The organism is Paenibacillus sp. FSL R7-0345 (genome assembly GCF_038595055.1).
Lineage (GTDB): Bacteria > Bacillota > Bacilli > Paenibacillales > Paenibacillaceae > Paenibacillus_AQ.
This window is the reverse complement of the sequence record NZ_CP152002.1, coordinates 4,945,209-4,960,945: the sequence shown is the minus strand read 5'-3', so window position 1 is coordinate 4,960,945 and position 15,737 is coordinate 4,945,209. Positions and strand designations below refer to the sequence as shown.

Below are 15,737 nucleotides of genomic sequence, written 5' to 3'. Positions count from 1 at the left end.
TGCCTTACCCGCAAGCTGCCAGGTTTTTATTTAAATATTTATGTATACGCTTTCTTTACTTTAGATGAATGAAGGAGGACAAGTGAATGAACAGAAAGCCAGCATCCGGCAAAAAGCTTTTTTCCATCCTGATGACGGCCACGCTCGTGCTCGGAATGTTTCCGGGGCCTGGCCAGCCGACCGCATCTGCTGCAACGGCAGATAACGTCTATGCAGCTGCTTATATGGGGGCAAAGAATGCGGCGGGCACCAATCTGCCAGCCAGCGTTAATATCGGAGGCAGCAGTACGGATGTCAGCTGGAAGATCGGGGAAGACACGTTCGCAGTACCTTACGAAACGGTAACGGTAAGCGGAACAACGGCCAGCGGCCCTGTTACCGCCAGTGCTCTGGTCATTCCTCCCGCGGATTATCCGCTGGCCTATTTTGTGGACAGCGGCAGGGGCGGAGACTCGGTGGGGAACGGGCCCACGGCTTCCCCGCTGTATGAAGCGGTCAAAGCCCTCAGCGGGGGCAGCCTGATCAACCAGGCACCGGATCAGCGCTTTGTCAGCGGCACGACGGCCTGGGGCTTCGACGACTCCGTGCAGAAGATCAAAAATTCCAAGGACGGGGGACACACCGATCCGGCTACAGATCCATCTGTGTGGGTAGTCGGTGTACGTGCTGCTAACGATAATATCGTATACCAGCTTGAAGCGCTTGAAGCCGGAACCTATACGCTGAGCAGCGGCTTCTACGACTGGTACGGCAGCCGTTCGCGGGTCATCGAGCCGCGGATCGAGTACCAGGACACAAGCGGCGGCAAGCACACCTTGTCACTGAGCCAGTTCAATGTCAATGCGTCCAAAATCAACTCAGGCGAGTTTACCGTACCCGCCGATGCAGACACCAGCGTTCCTATGACATTGACGTATGCTTATATCTCCGGTGAAAAGCCGCTCCTCAGCTGGTTCGCCATTGCCGAAGGCGGCATCAAGTCGATCCTTGACGATGCCCGCCAGAATGCGGCCTCCATGGTGCAGGTTCTGCTGAACGGCAACGATATTCAGGCTGACAATGAGCACGGTCTTACGTTTAAGGGCTTCGGCGTACTAAGTGCCAACAGCACCAGTGCGCTACTGATGGATTACAAGTCAGAGCAGCCGGAAAAGTATGCGGAAATGCTGCAAATCCTGTTCGGCGGAGAGCATCCGCTTATGACCCATGTCAAAATTGAAATGGGCAACGACCGTAACAATTCCACCGGACCTGATCCGGCTACGATGCGCACAGCGGATGAGCAGGTTAACGTCAAGCGCCATCCCGGCTTTCAGCTGGCAGCCGATGCGAAGGCCGTTAATCCGGACTTGAAGGTCAGCATCCTGCGCTGGAGCGCTCCGGCCTGGGCGGATAACAACGACAAAATCTATACCTGGTACAAAAACACGATTCTGGAGGCTTACCGCCAGTACGGCTACATGACCAACTACGTTAACCCGTACATTAACGAGCACGCTCCGGATATCGAGTGGACCAAGCAGTATGCGGAAAAGGTAAAGAGCGATAATGAGGGTTTTGCCAGTGCAGAGGAGCAGGCACTGTATAACCGGATTCAGGTGGTTATCTCCGATGAGGTCGGCATAGGCTCCTTCGGCAGTGCCATGGTAAGCGATGAGTCGCTGCGTAATGCTGTGCCGATTGCCGGATACCATTACAACACCGATGATGATGCCGCAGGCAATTTCAAAAAGCTTGCCGAGCAGTATGACATTGAAATCTGGAATAGTGAGGCACAGGCCACTTTCAGTAATTCGGCGTTCCGTCCCAATAATAATGTGAAGGACCCGACAACGCCCGGAACGGGAATCGGCGGAGTAGGCGGTCCGCTGGAAATGAGCAATACGATCATTAAAGGATTTGTGAATTCACGCCGTACCCATTTTATTTACCAGCCGGCAATCGGCTCCTTTTATGAAGGCGGGCAATATTCCTTCAAGGAGCTGGTCAGCGCACGCGACCCTTGGTCAGGCTGGATTCACTATGACGCCGGGCTGGTGATTTTGCAGCACTACAGCCGGTTCGCTCAGCTGGGCTGGGAAAATGAAGACAATACAGCCGGCATCTGGAGAGCCGTTCCCAAGGCCAGCTCCACCGGTGCGACAGGAACCAATCCGGTCAACGGGCGCAACGGGACACCAAGCTATATTACGCTTGCGGCCCCTGACAAAACCGATTTCTCGACCGTCATTGTAAATGACAGCGAGTACACCAAAACCTACAAGCTGCAGGCCGTCAATATGGCTTACACCGGTAATCCTTCCCTGGAGGTATGGGAGACCCGCGCGGCTGATGCCGGAGAAGCGTTCAACAGCAATTACATGCAGTATCTCGGCGCTGTGGCCGCAGACGGCGGCGGTGTGTACACCGTTAAAGTGAAGCCGTATTCAACGGTAACCGTAACCACGCTGGATACTAAGGACAAAGCCGAATATAATACCCCGCTGCCTGTGGAAGGAGAACGGACAGTGCTGGATACGGATGCAACAGGAGCGGTGCCGGATACCGGAGACAAGTTCCTGTATGCCGATGATTTTGATTATTCGGACCGGACAGTCATTAAGATCGGGGCAGACGGAAAAGCATCAGGCACCGAGAGTTATATCGACTCCCGCGGCGGATCAAAAGGCGCCATTCCGCGCTATACCCATGACCGTAACGGAGCATTTGAAGCTTACCTGCCGGACGGATCGGATAATTATGTTCTCCGCCAGCAGCTCGACCGCAGCATTATGGGCCTTGGCGGCACCTGGAACGGCGGCGATCCGGTGACTGCGATCGGTGATAACCGCTGGACGAACTACAAAGCCAGCATAGACGTTTCATTTGAGCATAACAGCACTGAGGGAAGTGCTAATTACGCGGCAATTGGTGCCCGTTATCAGGGGGGCGGCAGCTCGCACACCATTGGCGGTACGCCATATGTGCTGAAATTCTGGTTCGACGGCGGCTGGCAGCTGCTGGTGAACGGCGGGGCTGTGGCCAGCGGAAATGCGGCGACAGGGACCGGCGGCGTGAAAATCGAAGGCTTCAATACAGCGTATGACGCCTGGCATAACCTTGCTGTCCAGGTTGCCGGCAGCACCATTACCGCCTATCTGGACGGGGTGAAGCTGGCTGCTTATACCGATCCGGCTCCGGAACTGTCCGGCCGTGTTGACTTGGCCAGCGGATATTATCATGTCCGGTTCGACAATCTGAAGGTGGAGACAGTGGATGGTTATGCACCGTACTATTCCGAGCTGCTGGACAATCTGGAAATGTACGATTTGGCTGCGGGTGCGAATCCTAAGCTGTCCTACAGCGGAAACTGGAATCATGCCAACGGCGCCGGCATGTTCATCTATCAGCGTTCCACATCCACCAGCCAGGAGGCAGGAGCGGTGCTTACGTATACGTTTGAAGGCACCGGGCTGGATATTCTGGGGCCAAATGACGGATCAGCGAAGCTCGAAGTGACAGTGGACGGGAAGACTGCTGTGCAGTCAGCGGAAACGATGGCCTCGAAGGAGCTTTATCAGACCTATGCGCTGCGCGGGCTGAAATACGGCCAGCATACGGTACAGATTAAGGTGCTCAGCGGCACACTGCTTGTGGATGCCGTAGCAGTTGTCTCCGGGGAAGTACAGGGCTCGCCGGATACGGCAGCGCTTGCCGCAGCGGTGAGTGCAGCGAAGGAAACGGTGAAGCTGGACGAATATGCCGAGGCAGACTGGCAGCTGTTCACAGCTGCGCTGGACAGTGCCGAGGATGCACTGGCTGATGCGGCAGCTTACCGGCTGGACCAGGAAGGTGCCTCACAGCTGACTGCGCGTCTGGTCTCGGCGCAGAATCAGCTGACCACGGGCGATCTGCGGGAGCTGGCTGTTCTGCCGGATACCGCGACCTATGCCGGCAATCTGCCTGTTCTTCCGCAGCAGGTGGAAGCGACACGGGCGGACGGCAGCAAGCTGCCTGTAACCGTGAAGTGGAACACGGCTGAAGTCAGCTTTGATACGCCATATGACAGAGTGGCGGTTACCGGTACGTACGGCAACCTCAAAACGGTTGTTTATGTAGAGGTTGTGCCACAGGGTCTGGTTTATTTCGTGGATCCGGGCGTAGCTGCGGAAGGGGATACTCCGCCTTATACCGTTGTTAAGGAGTTGGTTGGTGCAGGTCTGCTGAATGAGCAGGCGGATCAGCTCTCAACCGGAGATACCGTTTGGGGGCATACCAACACCGGAGCAAATTACGGGATGAAAGGGCTCGGAGGTGCGGTGGTTACCACGGATAAATCGCAGACCGGGGTCTACGGCTCCAATACCAGAAACAATCCGCTGGTGTACCTGTTCCCGCTGGAGGCCGGTAAGTATACCGTTACTTCCTTCCATAGGGACTGGTGGAGTAACGCCAACCGCACGATGGATATTACCGTCAGCTATAACGATGCTGAAGGCAAACCGGTTACAGAAACGGTTCGCACCGGACTGGTTGCGGGACCGAACGGTGTTATGCTGAACCATGATTTCACCCTGCCGGTAAACGGAACGGTGAAGTATACAATTAACAACACATATTCAGGCAATCAGGCTGCGCTGGTCAGCTATGTGGCTATCGCCAGAGATAAGACCATTGTTGCCAATGAGCTGGCCGTGAACGAGGCCAAGAGCATTATTGAGGGAGCGGCTTTTCATGTGAAAAAGGAAGCTGCCAACAGTGAAGAAGCTGTGCAGGCCTGGCTGCAGCAGACGATCTCCGGGCTGAACGGCCTGAGTGAAACAGGCGTGACACTGGGAGACGTGACCCTTACTGCTTTCCAGGAAGCGACTAAGGACACCGCGGGAAGCTTCAGTTTTACTGTAACGCTAAGCAAAGGTGAAGCCCTGGCTTCGGGTTCGGCCAGCGGTACGATTACCTTGCCGGAGCCGGATGTAATACCACCGGTTATTACACTTAACGGTGATCGGACAGTCAATGTTAAGCTTGGCTCGGAATATACAGATGCCGGGGCAACAGCTACCGACGAGGTAGACGGTGATCTGACAGAGCGGATCGTCACCACGGTCAGCAGCGAGGTATATGGGCTGACAGAGATCGATACGGCTAAAGCGGATGTCTACACCTTCCACTACAACGTCAGTGATGCCGCAGGCAACAAGGCGCTGGAAGTAACGAGAACAGTGGTTGTAGCCGAAGACCCGGATACGGTCAAACCGGTTATTACCCTGCTTGGTGAGCCAGCTGTAGAGCTGGAGAACGGTGCAGCGTATACCGATGCCGGTGCGACGGCAGAGGATGACCGGGATGGGGATCTTACCGGTCAGATTATAGCGACCATTACGAAGGGCGGCCAGCCGGTAGCTGTGCTGGATACCACGCAAGCCGGCACTTATCTCTATCATTATAATGTGAGTGATTCGGCCGGTAATGCGGCAGCTGAGGTTATCAGAACCGTAACGGTTGCTGAGAAAGAGCAGCCGCCGGTAACGGAACCGACACCAACTCCGACGCCTTCGCCGACACCTACCTCTGCACCGACGGATGCGCCTGTGCAGACTGCACCACCGGTGGCGGCTACGCCAACACCAACTCCAGCAGTGCAGACTGTGCGGACCCTGGAGCAGAAGGATATTCCTGCTGCTGCAGACGGAGCCGTTACGGTTCAGCTGGCTGAAGGTACAGAATCCGTCGTGCTTCCGGCAGGCATTCAGGGCTTGACCGGCAGCAATACCTTGCGTCTGGCCTGGAGCAATGCTGCTGTGGAATTCACTCCTGATGCGCTGAAGAGCATTGTTGAGAAGGCTGCAGCAGGGCAGGCACAGGCCGATCAGGTTCGTATCAGGCTGAATGGTCTGAAGACACCGGCGGCGGCTGCGGAGCAGCTGATCAACAATAAGGCTGCGGACAGCTCACTCCGCTTGACTGCAGCAGGGGAGGTAATCAGCTTCAGCCTGGAGACTGTTGCTGCAGACGGTACTGCTACAAAGGTAACAGCGTTTGATGTGCCGCTGCGTCTGACCTTCAATGTTGACTCGGATGCGAACCCTGATCTGCTTGGCGTATATTATATCGCCGGGGATGGAAGCATCCAGTATGTTGGCGGCACGCTGAAGAACGGCAAAATGACAGCGACAGTGAATCATTTCAGCCAATATGCGGTGCTGCAATATGACAAGAGCTTCGCCGATGTGGGCAGCAGCATGTGGGCTAACAGCGTAATCAAGTCGCTGGCGGCCAGACATATTATTGAAGGCATTTCCGCGACGGAGTTTGCACCGCAGGGGCAAGTGACAAGAGCGCAGTTCGCGGCGATGCTCGCCCGGGCGCTCGGCCTGGAGGCTGCGGATGGAAGCACTCCGGCATTCCAGGATGTTAAGACTGGTGTCTGGTATGCTGACAGCATTGCTGCCGTTAATCAGGCGGGTATTGTACTGGGACGAACAGCAGATACCTTCGTTCCGGACAGCAGCATTACCCGGGAGGAAATGGCTGTGATGGTTGTGCGGGCTTACGAGTATCTGCAGGGAGAGAAGGCACAGGCAGCTTCTGCCGGATTGTTCAGTGATCAGCCGGAAATCAGCGGCTGGGCACAGGAGGCCGTAAGCATCGCTGTAGAGGCAGGACTTCTGCAGGGACGCGGCAGCCGGCAGTTTGCTCCGCAGGCACTGATGACCCGCGCCGAAAGTGCGCAGGTGATTTACAACCTGCTGAAGCAGCAGTAGGAATGCATGAAAGAACCGGCAGCCTGCAATAGCGCAGGCTGCCGTGTTTTTTGAACAGAGTATTGAATGGGGCTGCGGTGCCAAGTGCCGGAATGGCTATCTGCTATAGAATGAGCCTGTCGAAGGACTGTCATGGCTGAGTTGCTGGGTTGGCGATTGCCGAGTTGCTGAGTTGCTGAGTAGCTGGGTTGTTGAGTAGCTGGATTGGTGAGTTGCTGAGTTGGTGAGTTGCTGGGTTGGTGAGTTATTGAGTTGGAGAGTTGATAAGTCAGTGAGTTGGGGAGTTAGAGAGTTGTTGGGTTGTTGAGCTGGAGAGTTGCTAAGTTGCTGACTGTTCAGACTGATGGGCGTGTTACGACCGCCGTTAACTGCACTTTGTACAACTAAAACAGCTAACTTACCTCCAACAATCAGTTTAACTGTAGTTTGTACACTTAAAAAAGCGAAAAAAATGGGGAATTGCTCTGCAGGCCGGTTTTAGCTGCACGAACTACACTTAAAGTGTGTTTGAGTGGAATTTCCGCAGTTTTAGTTGCACGAAATACAGTTAAACTGCCGGTCGTAGCAAAGGCAGATGTAAGTAACGTAAGCTTCAAGCAAACGTAAGGTGTAAGCAAAGGCAGGGTTTAAGCAAACGCCGAATGTAAGTCAGCGCTGGATGTAAGCCAACGCTGGGTGTAAGTCAACACTGGACGTAAGTCAGCGCTGGATGAGCCAACGCAGGTTTAAGTCAACGCCGAATGTAAGCCAACGCCGGATGTCAGTACACGCCCGGTGTAAGTAAACACCGTTTATTAGTAAACCGCGCGCTGAGCGCTGTTCTTTCTATTTTTCCCAGTCAGCCCGCTCCGCCAGCTTGCCGTATTTGCCCGGGGGAATGCCGGTGATGTTCTTAAAGGTGCGGATAAAGTTGGCATAATCGTTGAAGCCGGTCAGATAGCAGGTGTCGGATACGGAGGTGCCGGCGGACAGGAGCTGCTTGGCCAGGGTGATTTTTTTGAACAGGATGTAGCGGTAGAGGGTTCCCCCGGTCTGCTGCTTGAACATGTGGCTGAGATAATATTTATCCAGACCCAGCTCGCCGGCAATCTGCTCAAGTGTCAGGTTCAGCTGCAGATGGCTGTCAATATAGCTCATGGCTGCCTGGATATGCGGTGAAATAACACTGGTTACAACATCAGATCGGGTGCGGGTGTACAGCTCATTTACTAGCACGAGAAGCTGGATCAGATAAGTCAGGGCAAGAACCTCACTGCCGTATTTCGGCTGCTCTACCGTTTTAATCAGGCGCATGGACAGCTCCAGGTATTCGCTCAGCAGCGGCTCTTCCATATGCGCGAGATTATGCTCACCGGGCTGGCGGTTCTGGAAGCAGGCGAGCAGGTTGGTTGCCTGAGTGCAGAAGGGATAGATCTGCGGGGCCCGGAAATGAATGGTTAACCGTTCATACGGCTCCTGGGTCAGATTGATGATTTTATGAATTTCGTGGTTGTTAAAAATCAGCACATCGCCGCGCTGCAACGGGTAACTGTACTGCTCTACGAACCCGTTCACCTTGCCGCCCAAAAACAGAAAAATTTCATAGTGGTCATGGATATGAAAATCTCGGGTTGGAGAGACCGGCGAATTGCCGATTCCAGCCAGAATATCCCCCTGAAACGGCTGATAGTACTCCGAATGCTTCATTCCTGCTGCCCCTTCCGATTCATCACAATAAACGCAATAAAACCTCATTAATCGCAAAGACATTGCAATAACTCAACAGTAAACTATAAAGAGAGATAGTGCAAATGAAAGGAAGAGCGCTTACATGAATACTACGGAGCAGCGTAAATATTGGCTTGATACTTTACTTCAGATCGGACATCCGGTGCTCGATGCTTTGAGCCGCAGACGTTTAAAAGAAGAGCTTCCTACGGAATTTCATGCAGACCGGAGCACGTTTGCCCACCTGGAGGCTTTTGCCCGGCTGGCCTGCGGAATGGCACCATGGCTGGAGCTTGAGGGCCTGGAGGGTGAAGAGGAGCAGCTTAGAGCCCGCTATGCCGGTCTGATGCTGGAAGCGATAGATGCCGGTACCGACCCGGCTTCCCCGGATTATATGAACTTCAAGACAGAAGGCCAGCCGCTGGTGGATGCCGCTTTTCTGGCCCATGCGCTGGTACGGGCGCCCAAACAGCTCGCCGGACGGCTCGACAGCCGGGTCAAAGCGAATGTAATTACCGCGTTAAAGGAGACCCGGCGCACCGCGCCCAGCGGCAGCAACTGGATTCTGTTCAGCGCTATGGTAGAAGCGGCCCTGTACATTCTGGGCGATCCGGAATACGACCGGATGCGTGTAGGCTATGCGGTCCATATGTTCATGGACTGGTACAAGGGTGATGGTGTCTATGGTGACGGCAAGGACTTCCACTGGGATTACTATAACAGCTTTGTCATTCAGCCGATGCTGGCGGATGTAGTTGCAGTGTTTGAGCAGGACTCCGCACAATATGCGGCGCTGAAGCCGGTCATTATGGAACGGGCCCGCAGGTATGCTGCCGTGCTGGAAAAGATGATTGGCCCGGATGGAACGTATCCGTTCACCGGGCGGTCGATTGTGTACCGCTTTGGCGCTTTTCAGCTGCTGTCGCAGGCGGCGCTGCAGCATTTCCTGGAGGATGCGCTGCCGCCGCAGCAGGTACGCTGCGCGCTGACGGCTGTTATCAGACGGACGATGGATTTCCCGGGAAATTTGGACGAACAAGGCTGGCTGCGGCCGGGCGTGTACGGCTATCAGCCGGATCTTGCGGAAAGCTACATTAATACAGGCAGCCTCTACCTGTGCGCTTCTGTATTTCTACCGCTCGGCCTGCTGCCCTCCGACCCCTTCTGGGCGGAGGAAGATATGAAATGGACCTCGGCGCGGATTGCCGCCGGTGAGAATGTGATGAGAGATCAGGCCATCGGCAAATAAGATTGCCCGGCGTACAGAGTGACGGTTGCGATAGGAGGATATAGAAGATGGCGGAGCAATCTTTTTTGAAAAGGGTACAGGAACTGCGGCCTGTTAGTACAAGTCTGTATGTTCCGGATGGCAATCCGGAAGCCTTCTGGAGATCGGCGGCATCGGCCGGGCATATGCAGCAGGACATAGCCGAAATCCGGGCGGAAGGAGAGAGGCTGGCAGACCAGCCGGTTCCGGAGCTGACCCCGGAGCTGTTCTCGGTCTTTGCACGTACCGGCTCACGCCTTGAATATGAGCGGGTGTATTTTGAACGGAGAAGAAGGCTTAACACCTTTGTATTCCTGGCACTCCTGGAGCCGGACAATGCACAGCATCTGCAGTATGCGGAAGAAATGCTCCTGGCGGTATGCAGCGAATACACCTGGTGCCTGCCGGCCCACGTTCCCGGCGGGCATGAAGCCGCGGAAATTAACCGCTTTATCGACCTCTTCTCGGCTGAGACAGGCTTTACGCTGAGTGAAATTTCACTGCTGCTTGGAGAACGGCTTCCGCTGGAGCTCCGGCTGCGGATCAGGCAAGAAACGGAAGAGCGGCTGTTCCGGCCTTTTCTGGAGCAGGGACCTTATAACTGGGAGACTGCCCGGCACAACTGGGCAGCGGTCTGCGCCGGCTCCATCGGTGCAGCCGCACTGCTCTCTGTGGAAGATCCGCAGGTTCTTGCGGATGTTCTGCAGAAGACAGAAAGCAGCATGCAATGTTATCTGGAAGGCTTCGGGGACGACGGCGCCTGTCTGGAAGGGCTGGGCTACTGGAATTACGGGTTCGGCTATTTCACTTACTACAGTGATCTGCTCCGCTCCCGCAGCGCAGGAAGCCTTGACTGGTTCAAGGTACCCAAGGTGCAGCGGATCGCCCGTTTCCAGCAGCAGTGCTTCATTGACGGCAGCCTTACCGCCAATTTTTCCGATTCACTGCCCCGGGTGCGTGTGCATATAGGGTTGTCCCATTACCTCGCCGGCGTATATCCCGGAGCTGTTGAATACCCTCCGGCGGAGCTGCGGGCTCCGTATACCGAAGATCATTGCAGCCGGTTCGCTCCGGCGCTGCGCAATCTGATCTGGAAGCATTCCGGCACGGGGCATAAGGACTGGCCGGCGGCCAGCACCTACCTTCCCGATGCGGCCTGGCTGCTGTCGCGGCATGTCTCTCCGGCCGGCACCTTTGGCTTCGCGGCCAAAGGCGGCCATAACAACGAGCCGCACAACCATAACGACCTGGGCCAGTTCATTCTGACCGGCCGCGGTGAGGTGTACGCTGCCGATCTGGGCAGCGGGGAATATACGGCCGGCTACTTCGGCGACGGCCGTTACGGGTATGACTGCAACGGCTCCCAGGGTCATTCGGTGCCGGTCATTAACGGCCGGTATCAGCAGGCCGGCCGGGCGTTCAGTGCAGCTGTACTGCACGCGGCAACGGGCGAGGCTGCGGATGAGCTGACGCTGGACCTGACTGCCGCGTATGAGGCAGAAGGTCTGAAGTCCCTCATCCGCACCCTGGTCTGGCACAAGGAAGAGCTGCCGCATCTGGAGCTAATCGACAATTACAGCTATGCGGGGGTCCCGGACAGCTGGACAGAACGCTTCATTACATGGAGACTGCCGGAGGTGTTATCCTCCGGTGCAGTGCTGCTGCCGGGACAGGAAAGCGGCGGAGTAAAGGTAACCTATGATCCGGCTGCGGTCGAACTGCAGATGAATGAGCATGTATACCGTGATCATTTCGGGCAGGAGCAGGTGTGGTACAGTCTGGACTTTCAGGCTGTCCGGCCGGGCAGTGAAGGCAGCTATGCTTTTACCTTTCAATTTATATAGAAGAAGCACAACCATTCAAGCAAAGGCGGGAACTTAAAATGAACATGACAGCACAGCATACATGGGTGGAAGAGGCCTGGACCAAGGCAATGGAGAAGACCGTTATCAACAGCCGGAGCATCGGCTCTGAATTTCCTCATGCCAGCCACGGCGGAAAATACGATCTGGCGGCACCCCACTGGTGGACAGCCGGCTTCTGGCCGGGCATGCTCTGGCAGCTCTATGCCGGGGGCGGAGACGAGAGCCTCAAGGCGGTTGCCGTGGAATGTGAGCAGAAGCTGGATGAGGTGCTTGACGGCTACCAGAGGCTGGATCATGATCTGGGCTTCATGTGGATATTGACCAGTGTAGCTAACTTCAAGCTGACCGGGTCGGAAGCCTCGCGCACCCGGGCTTTGAAAGCGGCCAATTATCTGGCGGCGCGCTTCAATCTGAAAGGCCGCTATATCCGGGCCTGGAATCCGTGGCGTGAAGGCGAAGACAACAGCGGTGTTGCCATCATCGATTGCTGCATGAACATGAGCCTGCTGTTCTGGGCGTCCGAGACGACCGGTGATCCGCGCTACAGACATATCGCGGAAGCGCATATGGATACTGTACTTGAGCATTTTATCCGGCCGGACGGCTCGGTCTATCATATTGTTGACTTCAATCCGCATACCGGTGAGGTTGCGGAAAAACGCGGCGGCCAGGGCTATGCACCGGAATCGGCCTGGTCGCGCGGCACTGCCTGGGCAATCTACGGCCTGGCGCTGGCTTATCATCATACCGGCTTTGAGCGTTATCTGAACGCAGCCCAGCAGGTGGCGAATTTCTTCATCACCCGGCTGCCGGAGGATCATGTTCCGCACTGGGACTTCCGGGCTTCAGGTGTAGCCGGAGACCTCCGCGATACCTCTGCCGGTTCGTGTGCAGCGAGCGGGATGCTGCTGCTGGCCGGTCAGGTAACGGCTGCAGAATCACATGTGTACCGGAATGCTGCCCTGAAAATACTGGAGTCGCTTTACAGCAACTTCGGCACCTGGGACAATCCGGAGGAGCAGGGATTACTGCTGCACGGCACAGGCAACTACCCGGAGAACGGGAACATCGATGTCCCGCTCATTTATGGTGACTTCTTTTACGTTGAGGCGCTGGCCCGGGTGAAGGAAGCCGGACCATTCTACTGGGAATAGGAGAATAAGTATGACAAGTGAACAGAGAGCTTTGACTTCGGCTGCAATTCAGGATAATCCGCTTGTAACCCGCCAGGATCTGGCGCTGGCCCTTGAGCAGCTTACCGCTCCTCTCGGACCGCTGTACAGTCCGGGCGGTGCCCGGCTCAGAGCCGGAAAGACAGGGGCCAGCTATCCGTCAGCCGTAGCGGAGATGGAAGGCTTTTCACGCGTGCTGTGGGGGATGGTGCCGCTCCTGATGGGCGGCGGAAGCAGCCCGCTTCTGGATAGCGTGCTGGATGGCATCCGGCATGGCACCGATCCTGCACATGACGAATACTGGGGCGATGTGGCTGATTACGACCAGCGGCTGGTAGAGATGGCTGTCTTCGGCTTCGCTCTGGCAGCGGTACCGGAGAAGATCTGGACCCCGCTTGCTCCCGGGGAGCAAAGCCGGCTGTACAGCTGGCTCAATCAGATCAACGCCCATCCCTGCTATGACTGCAATTGGCTGTTTTTTAATGTGCTGGTCAACGCCGGCTTCAAAAAGCTGGGGCTTGCCTATGACGCAGGGCAGCTGGAGACGAACCTGCAGCGGATGGACGCGTTCTATCTGGGCGAAGGCTGGTACAGCGACGGGGTCAACGGGCACAGCGATTACTACGTGCCGTTCGCCATCCATTATTACGGGCTGCTGTATGCGAAGCTGATGGAGCTGGAGGACCCGGAGCGTTCAGCGCTGTTCAAGGAAAGGGCAAGACTGTTCGCACCGGAATTTATCAGCTGGTTCGCTCCTGACGGTTCCGCGCTGCCATACGGCCGCAGTCTGGCATACCGTTTTGCCCAATCGGCCTTCTGGAGCGCATATGCTTATGCAGATGTAGAGGGAGGCTACCCGGCAGGGGTGGTTAAGGGGCTGGTGCTGCGCAATCTGCGCTGGTGGTTCAGCCAGGAAATTTTTGACCGGGACGGCGTGCTGACGATCGGCTACACCTATCCTAACCTGGTAATGGCTGAGAATTACAATGCACCCGGATCGCCGTATTGGGCGCTGAAGACCTTCCTGCCGCTGGCTTTCAGCGAGGAGCACCCGTTCTGGAAGGCGGACGAGCTGCCGCTGCCGGAGCAGCCGGCGGTGTCCGTCCAGCAGCCGGCGCATCTCGTTATGGTGCGTGAAGCCGGGCATGTGGCCGCCTTCAACAGCGGTCATTTGTACACCAATGAGCATACCCATACCTCGGCCAAGTACGAGAAATTCGTGTACTCGACCGGCTTCGGCTTCAGTGTGCCCCGTGCGGAATGGGGGCTGTCTCAGGGAGCTTTTGATTCGATGCTTGCCCTGAGCGAGGGCGGAGATAACCTGTACCGGGTGAGAAGGCGGAACCTGAAATCGGAGATCACGGACAATGTGCTTCATTCCGTATGGATTCCATGGTCCGATGTTGAGGTTAGCACATGGATTATCGCCGGGCTCCCATGGCACATCCGGGTGCACCGGCTTGAAACCGGACGGGCATTGGATATCGCGGAGGGCGGGTTTGCCCTCGGCCAGGAAGCAGAGCGCGGGCAGTTTTTCAGCCCGACAGGCGCAGCTGCATGCACAGCCTGGGGAGCTGCCGCAATCAAGAGGCTGCTCGGATATGGTAAGGCGGAGCTGATCATGCCGAATGCCAACACAAACCTGCTTCGGCCGCGGACGGTGTTGCCTACCCTGACGGCATCGCTTGAGCCGGGGGTGCACTGGCTGGTGTCTGCGGTTTACGGTGAGCCGGCCGGAAATATCACTAAAGACAATTGGAATAGCCGGTCGGAAAAAATTCTGGAGCAGCAGCCGGAGACTCTGCTTCATGTAACCATTGATCAGCAGTCTGTTAAAGTGCTCACGTCCGGCGGCAATGAGGTTGTTATTTCAATGGATTAGGACGGAAACCTTATTCCAGGTTTACCATTAGTCCCTTCTTCGCAAAACAAGGCCCCTTATGTCGTTTCTCTGACGTAAGGGGCCTTGTGCAACTTATTCATTTTCAATGTTTAGTCTGCCTTTTTAAAATACTCTTTCAGAATCCCGGCAATCACCTGCTTGTAACCTTCATTGTCAAAAGCGGAATTATCCACCTTATGCTTGGCTAAGGTCAGGCCGCTGTAGATTTCCTCTTCCAGTTCTTTGCGTGCCTTCAGCACCTGCAGGGTTCCTTCCAAGCCCGAATACTGCCGCCGCGCCCCATATCCCTGGTTCGTGTAATACTCGATGAATCCCTGTGACCATTCAAGCGGGCGTTCGCGGACAGCTTTTTCGAAAGAATAGTCAAGATCTTTCTGCTCAACATAGATCAGCAGCGGACGAAGCGGCTCTGTAATGGCAGCGAGTTCTGTTACGTAGCTAGTTACAGTCTCCTTGTCAGCGCCATATTTAACCATGCCAACCGTGACGGGATTCTGGATGAAGCAGCAGTCAAAAAGGTAGGTGTCCTGTCCATCTGCAGCCTCCGCAGTGAATTCCCTCCACTTGTCGGTGATGAGCTTTCTGTTATCTTCCAGGGGCAGCTCATAAATATCTTTTTGGAAAATAGCATTCAGCAGCTCGTCCGGGAACTCCGGCCCAACCTTCTGCTGGAGCTTGCGGTATTCCAAAAAGCAGCGGCCATCCTTACGGATGATGTGATCATTCAGGAAATCCCGGTACTTATAAAAGGTGACCAGCAGCTCTGCAAACTCATGTTCCCCGAAACAGGATACCCCGTCATAATCCGCAGGGTGCTCAAGATTTCCTTCCAGAAACAGCCGGGCACTGATATTTTTTTCAGCCAGCAGCTCTTGCACCAGCGTTGCGGTTGTTGTTTTGCCGGAGCCGGGCAGGCCTTCAATCAGAATAAGCTTTGGTGCAGGTGTCATATCTGTTCCTCCATTCGGATTAGAGGATACACTGGCGGGTGAATGCCTGAGATGCTATTTTCCGCAACAATAAAGCGGATACCGTCAGGTATCCGCAGAAGGGTTAAAGGCATACCTTCCCGAGCATATC

The 15,737-nt window shown here is 55.5% G+C and carries 7 protein-coding genes; 5 read left to right on the top strand and 2 right to left on the bottom strand.

From position 1 onward, the window contains the following. Nucleotides 1-86: 86 nt before the first annotated feature. Nucleotides 87-6,743, top strand: a complete 6,657-nt coding sequence (locus NST84_RS21505) for an S-layer homology domain-containing protein (protein ID WP_342562187.1) — start codon at nt 87-89, stop codon at nt 6,741-6,743. Between the two features lie 825 nt (nt 6,744-7,568). On the opposite strand, the gene NST84_RS21500 is transcribed toward NST84_RS21505, so the two are convergent. Continuing rightward, the gene (locus NST84_RS21500; protein WP_342562186.1) at nt 7,569-8,429 is read right to left on the bottom strand and encodes an AraC family transcriptional regulator; all 861 of its coding nucleotides are present in this window, start codon (nt 8,427-8,429) and stop codon (nt 7,569-7,571) included. A gap of 124 nt (nt 8,430-8,553) precedes the next feature. Between NST84_RS21500 and NST84_RS21495 the strand changes: the two genes are divergently transcribed. From NST84_RS21495 to NST84_RS21480, 4 genes are read left to right on the top strand one after another with little or no spacing between them, the layout of a single operon-like run. Beyond that, entirely contained in the window at nt 8,554-9,699 is a 1,146-nt protein-coding gene (locus tag NST84_RS21495) for a DUF2264 domain-containing protein (RefSeq protein WP_342562185.1), read from the top strand. Between the two features lie 47 nt (nt 9,700-9,746). After that, nucleotides 9,747-11,561: a hypothetical protein gene (locus tag NST84_RS21490; protein ID WP_342562184.1), complete on the top strand. Its 1,815-nt coding sequence runs from the start codon at nt 9,747-9,749 to the stop codon at nt 11,559-11,561. Nucleotides 11,562-11,599: 38 nt separating this feature from the next. Further along, nucleotides 11,600-12,736: a glycoside hydrolase family 88 protein gene (locus NST84_RS21485; protein WP_342562183.1), complete on the top strand. Its 1,137-nt coding sequence runs from the start codon at nt 11,600-11,602 to the stop codon at nt 12,734-12,736. 10 nt (nt 12,737-12,746) lie between these two features. Beyond that, complete coding sequence (locus NST84_RS21480; RefSeq protein WP_342562182.1) at nt 12,747-14,636, top strand: DUF2264 domain-containing protein; 1,890 nt, start codon at nt 12,747-12,749, stop codon at nt 14,634-14,636. Between the two features lie 110 nt (nt 14,637-14,746). On the opposite strand, the gene NST84_RS21475 is transcribed toward NST84_RS21480, so the two are convergent. Beyond that, nucleotides 14,747-15,607, bottom strand: coding sequence for a hypothetical protein (locus tag NST84_RS21475; protein ID WP_342562181.1), 861 nt, complete (start codon nt 15,605-15,607; stop codon nt 14,747-14,749). Between the last annotated feature and the right edge of the window lie 130 nt (nt 15,608-15,737).

What these genes read in the sequence shown, in the direction of transcription:
- NST84_RS21475 (WP_342562181.1), bottom strand. Translation starts at nt 15,607, where the DNA reads ATGACACCTGCACCAAAGCTTATTCTGATTGAAGGCCTGCCCGGCTCC.
- NST84_RS21480 (WP_342562182.1), top strand. Translation starts at nt 12,747, where the DNA reads ATGACAAGTGAACAGAGAGCTTTGACTTCGGCTGCAATTCAGGATAAT.
- NST84_RS21505 (WP_342562187.1), top strand. Translation starts at nt 87, where the DNA reads ATGAACAGAAAGCCAGCATCCGGCAAAAAGCTTTTTTCCATCCTGATG.
- NST84_RS21490 (WP_342562184.1), top strand. Translation starts at nt 9,747, where the DNA reads ATGGCGGAGCAATCTTTTTTGAAAAGGGTACAGGAACTGCGGCCTGTT.
- NST84_RS21500 (WP_342562186.1), bottom strand. Translation starts at nt 8,429, where the DNA reads ATGAAGCATTCGGAGTACTATCAGCCGTTTCAGGGGGATATTCTGGCT.
- NST84_RS21485 (WP_342562183.1), top strand. Translation starts at nt 11,600, where the DNA reads ATGAACATGACAGCACAGCATACATGGGTGGAAGAGGCCTGGACCAAG.
- NST84_RS21495 (WP_342562185.1), top strand. Translation starts at nt 8,554, where the DNA reads ATGAATACTACGGAGCAGCGTAAATATTGGCTTGATACTTTACTTCAG.